General features: G+C 36.8%; 1 protein-coding gene. It reads right to left on the reverse strand.

Going from position 1 to position 228, the window contains the following annotated elements; genetic code table 11:
* Positions 1–209: glycerol-3-phosphate acyltransferase (locus AOA59_RS27685; RefSeq protein WP_178076309.1), on the reverse strand; the 209-nt coding region annotated here is incomplete at its 3' end.
* Positions 210–228 lie beyond the last annotated feature (19 nt).

The raw sequence follows: 228 nt of genomic DNA on the forward strand, positions 1-228 counted from the left end.
AAGAAAACTGCTGCTATTCCTTTAGCACAGTCTAACAATAATACTATAATCGCTGGACCCACTCCTAAGACACGTAACGTATTTGTCGCACCAGCGTTACCACTTCCATGCTGCCGTATATCAACTTGTTTTATTTTTTTAGCAATAACATAGCTAAAACTTATTGCTCCTAATAAATAGGATAAAAGTATTGAAATTATCGCAGTCATATATCACCGCACCTCCAGT

Origin of the sequence: Pseudomonas sp. 2822-15 (assembly GCF_002742515.1) — a bacterium.
GTDB classification, from domain to species: domain Bacteria; phylum Pseudomonadota; class Gammaproteobacteria; order Pseudomonadales; family Pseudomonadaceae; genus Aquipseudomonas; species Aquipseudomonas salomonii.